General features: G+C 70.7%; 7 protein-coding genes. 4 read left to right on the top strand and 3 right to left on the bottom strand.

From position 1 onward, the window contains the following. Nucleotides 1-433: 433 nt before the first annotated feature. Entirely contained in the window at nt 434-1,600 is a 1,167-nt protein-coding gene (locus CCN39_RS06965; RefSeq protein ID WP_086839506.1) for a cytochrome P450, read from the bottom strand. Nucleotides 1,601-1,653: 53 nt separating this feature from the next. Here CCN39_RS06965 and CCN39_RS06960 point away from each other — a divergent pair, with 53 nt between their 5' ends. The 4 genes from CCN39_RS06960 (at nt 1,654) to CCN39_RS06945 (ending at nt 4,559) form a co-directional block, all read left to right on the top strand. Continuing rightward, nucleotides 1,654-2,535, top strand: coding sequence for a DUF5926 family protein (locus tag CCN39_RS06960; protein ID WP_086839504.1), 882 nt, complete (start codon nt 1,654-1,656; stop codon nt 2,533-2,535). A 129-nt stretch (nt 2,536-2,664) separates the two neighbouring features. Further along, nucleotides 2,665-3,018 carry a DUF952 domain-containing protein gene (locus tag CCN39_RS06955; RefSeq protein WP_167454997.1) on the top strand — a complete coding sequence of 118 codons (354 nt, stop codon included), beginning with the start codon at nt 2,665-2,667 and terminating at the stop codon, nt 3,016-3,018. Nucleotides 3,019-3,228: 210 nt separating this feature from the next. Then, nucleotides 3,229-3,741, top strand: a complete 513-nt coding sequence (locus CCN39_RS06950; RefSeq protein WP_086839502.1) for a SigE family RNA polymerase sigma factor — start codon at nt 3,229-3,231, stop codon at nt 3,739-3,741. Next, a complete protein-coding gene (locus CCN39_RS06945) occupies nt 3,738-4,559 on the top strand; it encodes a hypothetical protein (protein WP_086839499.1) in 822 nt (273 codons plus the stop codon). Before CCN39_RS06950 ends, CCN39_RS06945 begins: the two co-directional genes overlap by 4 nt. A 65-nt stretch (nt 4,560-4,624) precedes the next feature. Here the strand turns inward: CCN39_RS06945 and CCN39_RS06940 are convergent, their stop codons facing one another. Further along, nucleotides 4,625-5,179, bottom strand: coding sequence for a ferritin (locus CCN39_RS06940; protein WP_167454996.1), 555 nt, complete (start codon nt 5,177-5,179; stop codon nt 4,625-4,627). A gap of 145 nt (nt 5,180-5,324) precedes the next feature. Then, entirely contained in the window at nt 5,325-6,509 is a 1,185-nt protein-coding gene (locus CCN39_RS06935) for an arginine deiminase (RefSeq protein WP_167454998.1), read from the bottom strand. Between the last annotated feature and the right edge of the window lie 3 nt (nt 6,510-6,512).

Genomic DNA, 6,512 nt, shown 5'->3' with positions numbered 1-6,512 from the left:
CTCCAATCACGCGAGTTGACCCTCCAATCACGCGAGTCCCGCCTTCAATCACGCGAGTCCCGCCTTCAATCACGCGAGTCCCGCCTTCAATCACGCGAGTCCCGCCTTCAATCACGCGACTTCCGTCTTCCGGCAGCGGGGGTTCGGGCTTCGGCGGGGTGTTGCAGCCCGGAGCGGGGCACGGCGAGGTCGATCGCTCGACAGACCAGGTCGGTGCGCATGCGTTCGGCCACCAGGCCGCCCGCCGGGCCGACCAAGGTGTCCGGCCCCACGGGCAACCCACGCAATGCCTCCCCAATCGCACGAGTTCCGCCCTCAATCACGCGAGTTCCGCCCCTGATCACGCGAGTCCCGCCCTCAATCACGCGAGTCCCGCCCCGGATCACGCGAGACCCACCCGGCATCACGCGAAACCCGGGCCGCGGAACCCCCGTCACGCGGTGACCCGGAGCTCCCGCAACCCGCGGATCACGAACTCCGGCCGTCGCGGTGGCGCCCCGGCCAACCGCAACCCCGGCAACTTCTCCGCCAGCGCACTCAGCGCGGCGGCGATCTCCACCCGAGCGAGAGGAGCACCCACGCAGTAGTGGATCCCGAGGCCGAACCCGAGGTGGGCGTTCGGCGTCCGGCCGATGTCCAGGCGGTCCGGCTCTTCGAACACCTCCGGGTCGCGGGCCGCGGCACCCAGCAGCGCGCCGATCTTCTCGCCACGGGAAACGACATATCCGCAGATCGACACGTCCTCGGTCGCCGTCCGCTCGAACAGCTGCAGGGGCGCGTCGAAGCGGATCAGCTCCTCGACACACGAATCCAGAAGGGTAGGTGAGGCCAGCAGGCGCTCCCACTGGTCCCGGTGCGTCAGCAGGGCCGTGATGCCGTTGCCGAGCACGTTGACCGTCGCCTCGTGGCCGGCCATCAGGAGCAGCACCGCGGTGGCCACCAGCTCGTCGGGCGTCAGCTCGCTGCGCAGCAGATCGCTGATGATGTCGTCGCCCGGTGCGTCCGCGCGGGCCGCGGCGACCGAGCGGACGTAGGCGACGAACTCGGCCGCGGCACGCTCGGCCGCGTCGCGGTCTTCCTGCGGGAGGTCGTACTCGTACATCTTCACGATGGCGTTGGACAGCTGGACCATCCGCGGTCCGTCGGTGCCGGGGACGCCCAGCAGCTCGGCGATCACCGCGACCGGCAGTGGCTGGGCGAGGTGCTCCAGCAGGTCGGCACTGCCGTCGGCGGCGATTGCGGCCGCCAGGTCGTCGACCATGGCGGTGGCGAGCTTGGCGACCATCGGACGCAGCCGTTGCACGTGGCCGCGGCCGAAGGCGCCCGCGATCAGGCGGCGCAGGCGGGTGTGGGCCGGCGGCTCGTTCTCCAGGAGGGAGTTGCGGTGCAGCAGGTTGAACGAGGCGAACCGCTCGAGCGGCTGGGCGTCCTGCCAGATCCGGCCCAGGCCGCGGTGGCGCAGCACGGCCGACGACGCGGCGTGCGACACCGCTATCGCGAGGCCGAGCCCTTCGTGGAAATGGACTTCGCCCTGTGCGCGCAGCGAAGCGAACGCCGGGTACGGGTCTTCGAGGAAGGCGGGATCGCGGGGGTCGAACACGTCGCGAGACTAACCCTTCGATAGCGTCTGAAGCCGAGCCAGAGGAGGCAGCAGTGGGCAAGGGCGCGCGCAAGAAGGGTCCCAAGCAGGCATCGGACCGCAAGCCGAAGGTGCGCGACGTCTTCGTCGGCCAGCCGTTCGAAGGGCTGGCGGCGGAGCCCGAGCTGATCGCGCTGCGCGAGTTCGTGCCGTCCGCGACGGCCCAGCTCACCCTCGCCGACGGCGGTGACGTCACCCTCGGGACCGTGTTGCCGATGGCGGCCGCCGCGTTCGTCCGCTCGGACGGCCGGCGCTACCTCGGCCTGCAGGTGCAGACCCGCTCGTCGGACATCAGCCGGGACCTCGGCCGGTCGCTGAAGTGGCTGCTGGACGCCAAGGAGGGTGACGTCCTCGGCGTGCCGGACACCACCACCCCGCCGTCCGCCGACGAGCACGCGCGGCTGCAGGACCTGCTGGCGCCGGGTGCCGAACTCGACGTCACGCTGCACACGGACTTCGGCTGGTGGCTGCCCGAGGACGCGGACGCGACCGGTGACGTAGCCGTGTCGCTCGAGCGCGCGAACGCCGCGATCATGCCCACCGAACGGCTCGGCTCGGGGGCCTACTGGGTCCTCGCCGGCGAGAAGGCGCACCTGCGCTGGGTCCGGCCGGAGCCGGAGAACCTGCTGCTCCAGGCCCTCGCCCGGCTGTCCGCGGCCGGCGAGCTCGGCCTCGGCGAGGGGTCGCGCTACGCGGGCTCGTTCCGGGCGCACGGCCTGCTCGTCCCCGTCTGGGACCTCGACCCCGAGGCTCACGCCCGCGAGTGGGCCGAAGCCAAGGACGCCCTCGGCGCCCGGCTCGAGACGGCCTTGAAGTCGCTCGACGACGAGCCGCTGAACGCGACCGAGCGCCGGGCGCGGGACGGCCTCATCGGCCGGCAGCTCACCCTGCGCTGACCTTCGTCGGCGGGTGCCGGACCACCGGTACGAACCGGTGGTCCTCCACCCTTCGATGAGCGTTCAACCAGGCATTATGTGGCGGAAGAGACACCGCCGGTGCCTCGCGCCGGTGGGACGATTCTCTGCGTGATACTTCACATCTGTGGGGCGGCCGACTGGGCCGAAGTGGGGGAGGACGGCGGCTACCAGCCGCCGTCGCTGGGGGAAGTCGGGTTCGTGCACTGCTCGGACTTCGGCACGGCGCACCTGCCGGCCGACGCTCTCTACCGGGGCCGCACCGATCTGGTGCTGCTCGAAATCGACCCGGCGAAGGTCGACTCGCCGGTCCGCTGGGAAGACGGCGTGCCGCCGCACCCGGCCGGTGTCCGGTTTCCGCACGTCTACGGCCCGATCCCGCACGCGGCGGTCGTCGGCGTGCACGAATTCCGGGAGTCCGACGGCGGCGGTTTCCGGCTGCCCGACTCGCTCGCCCGCCGCTGACGTGGGCAGACCATCGCCCGGCCGACGAGGAACGAATCCGGCCGGGAACGCAGGCAACCTGAGGGGGCTGTGATGCGTGTTGGGGAGGAAAGCGACTCGGCTTCTGGCTACCCGACCCCGATGGGAGGCGATACGGTGACCGCTGCGGCACCCGTCTTCACCGGGGGAGATACGTGGGTGACCAGCGCAGGCCGAGGGAGGGCCGCGACGTTGGCTGGCGAGTTCGTCGACTTCGGCGACTTCGTGCAGGCCACCTTGCCGGGCTTGCTGCGGTACGGCCACGCGCTCACCGGCAACCCGCACGACGCGGCCGACCTGGTGCAGACCGTGCTGGAAAAGATCGGCTCGCGCTGGACCTACGTCCACGAGAAGACCGGCGACCCGCTGGCCTACGTCCGCCGGTCGATGGCGAACGCGCACGTGAGCCGCTGGCGGCGGACGCGCCGGGAGAACCTCGTCGCGGACCTGCCGGACACCAGTCCGCACGTGCCGGCCGACCCGTTCGAGCACGAGCCGCTGTGGCGTGCGTTACGAACGCTGCCGCCCAGACAACGTGCCGTCATGGTGCTGCGTTACTACGAAGGTCTCTCGGAAGCGGAGATCGCCGGTGCCCTCGGGATCACCCAGGGCACCGTCAAGAGCCAGGCCAGCAAGGCGATCTCGTCGCTGCGGATGAAGCTGAAGTCGGTCGACGGCGAAGGCGAAGGGAGTGGTGCCGGTTGAACATCTCCGAGGACGAACTGGAGCAGCGCCTGCGCGCGCTGTTCGCCGACGAGCGGCTGGACCTGCCTCCGCCGCCGGACGCGGGCACGGTCATCGTCACCGGCGCGCGACGTCGTCGCCGTCGTCGGCACGCCGTGCAGGCCGTGGCCGGGGTCGCGGCGGCCGTGGTCGCCGTCGCCAGCGGGCTGACCATGTTCCGGATCCACACCGAGGGCGGCACCGCGGCGATGTCCGCCGACGGGACCGCAGCCAGCATCAAGCCACCCGAGAACCTCACGCCGGGCCGGCCGCCGGAACCGTCGACGCCGGGGCCGACCGGCACCCAGAGCATCCAGGCTTCCGCCCCGCCGGGAACACCGACGCCGACGCGGCGGCCGCCGTCCTCCGCGACGCCGTCCACGCTCGCCGACGTGGTCACCGGGCCGCTGCTCGCGGCCGACGGCTTCGGCAAGCTCAAGCTCGGCATGTCCGAAGCCGACGTGACGGCGCAGGCAGTCACGCTCAGCGACCCGCAGGCCGGCGCGAGCTGCACCGTCTACAAGGCACAGGGCAGCGGGCTCCCCGTGGCCGCGAGCGTCGTCATTTCGAAGGCGGCCGGGCTCGTGGTCGTCACCCCGGACGTGGCCGCGCACACCGCCGAAGGCATCGGCGCCGGCGCCACCAAGCCCCAGATCCTCGCCGCCTACCCCGCGGCCAAGGAAGAAGCCGGTGACGTCGTCGCCCCGGCCGGTGCCGCCGCCGAATACCGCTTCCGGCTCGGCGAGACCGGTGTCGTACAGACGAGCCTTTCGAGCCTCACCCAGGACTGCGCTGGCTGACGGCCGGCCGCATGCCGAAACCCGGGCTGTCCACAGGGGGAGAGCCCGGGTTTCCGTCTTCGGAGTTACAGCGCCCCGCCGGCCACCGGCGGCATCTGCGAGTCGGCGCCGCCGTCGCCGACGGACTCGCGGTACAGGTGGTTCTCGACCTCGAACAGGTTGCCGTTCGCGCGCTTGACGACGTTCAGCAGCGTGTTCATCTGCGAGATCTCTTCGACCTGCTCCTTGAGGAACCACTGCGTGAACTGCTCGCTGATGTAGTCCTCTTCGGCGCGTGCGGCCTTGGCCATCGCGGAGATGTCGGTGGCGACCTCCTTCTCCTGCTCGAGCGCGAGCTCGATGACCTCGGTGACACCCGAGAAGTCGTTGCGCACCTCCCCGGTGCCGGGGATCTCGACGTGGTGGTCGCGGTCGAGCATGTACTGCACGAGCGCCATCGCGTGGTTGCGCTCCTCGACGGACTGCTTGTAGAAGTGCTTCGCCAGCTGCGGAAGGTCCTCGGCGTCGAACCACACCGCGAGCGCGATGTACTGCTGTGACGCGTTGAACTCGTTGTGGATCTGCGCCTGCAGCAGTTCGTAGAACTTCGAGCGCGGCTCTTTCTTCTTGGTGAGGGCCATGGTCACCACGATACGGCAGAATTCGATTTCCGACTACTTCCGACTGGTGATCTTCCCCCTATTAGGGTTACCATTCCTAAAGAAGACTCACCTAATTTAAGTAAGCCTTCCCTAATGGTCTGCGCCTTTTTAGGGAAGGCTTCCATTACAGCGGATCGCGCCGGACCGGGCAGGACATGCACCGCGGCCCGCCCCGGCCGGAGCCCAGTTCGGAGCCCGCGATCGGCAGCACCTCGATACCGGCCGCCTCCAGTCGTTCGTTGGTCTCGGCGTTGCGCTCGTAGCCGACGACCACGCCCGGCGCCAGGGCGAGGGTGTTGTTGCCGTCGTCCCACTGCTCGCGTTCGGCCGTCACCGGGTCGAGGCCGGTGTCGATGACGCGCAGCCGGTCGATTTCCATCGCCTCGGCCGCGGCCACCAGGAACGGTGCCGGGCCGGCCACCTTCACCCCGCCGTCGCCGGTCGGGCGCAGCGTGAACGCCGTCAGCGAGTCGCGCGCGAGCGGGTACATCACCACCGCGTCCGCGTCGACCATCGTGCACACCGTGTCCAGGTGCATGGTCGCGCGGGACTGCTCGATCGGCACCGCCAGCACGGTGTGCGCGATGCCGTCGGCGAACACCGAGCGGGCCAGCGACTCCGCGCCGGCCGCCGTCGTCCGCTCGCCGACGCCGATGGCGAGCACGCCCGGCGCCAGCAGCATCACGTCGCCGCCCTCGATCGGCGCCGAGTGGGCGCCGTACGCGCGGGCGGCGTGGCGGAACTGCGGGTGGTAGGCGTAGATCAGGTCGAGCACCGCGGTTTCGCGGCGGCGCGCGGGCATGTTCAGGGACGAAATCGCCACCCGGTCGGCGATCCACACCGACGAGTCGCGCGTGAACAGCAGGTTCGGCAACGGGTCGACGGCGAAGTCGTGCGGGTGGTTCATCATCCGCACCAGCGACGCGCCCTCCGCGGACGGCAGCTCCTCGAACGTCATCCCGGCCATCAGCACCTCGGCGAGGCCGGCCGCGTCGACGCCGGAAAGGTGCGAACGCAGCGAGTCGGCCAGGTCGCCGCCGAGCCGCCGGTCGTCGACCGCCGCGTGCACGCCCGCCGCGTGCGCCCGGTCGTCTTCCAGGGCCGTCCGGAGGGCGTCGGCCAGCAGGAGGACGTCCACCCCGCGGCCGCGCAGGACCTCGGCGAACGCGTCGTGCTCGTCCTGGGCCCGGTCGACCCACGGGATGGAGTCGAACAGGAGCTGGTCGTTGTTGCGGGGCGTCAGCCTTTTGAGCTCGTTGCCGGGCCGGTGCAGCAGCACCGCGCGCAGGGGTCCGACTTCGCTGTCCACCCG

Origin of the sequence: Amycolatopsis kentuckyensis, assembly GCF_002155975.1 — a bacterium.
In the GTDB taxonomy this organism is placed as follows: domain Bacteria; phylum Actinomycetota; class Actinomycetes; order Mycobacteriales; family Pseudonocardiaceae; genus Amycolatopsis; species Amycolatopsis kentuckyensis.
Note: the sequence above shows the minus strand (reverse complement) of the source record. Positions and strands in the feature narration are given on the sequence as shown.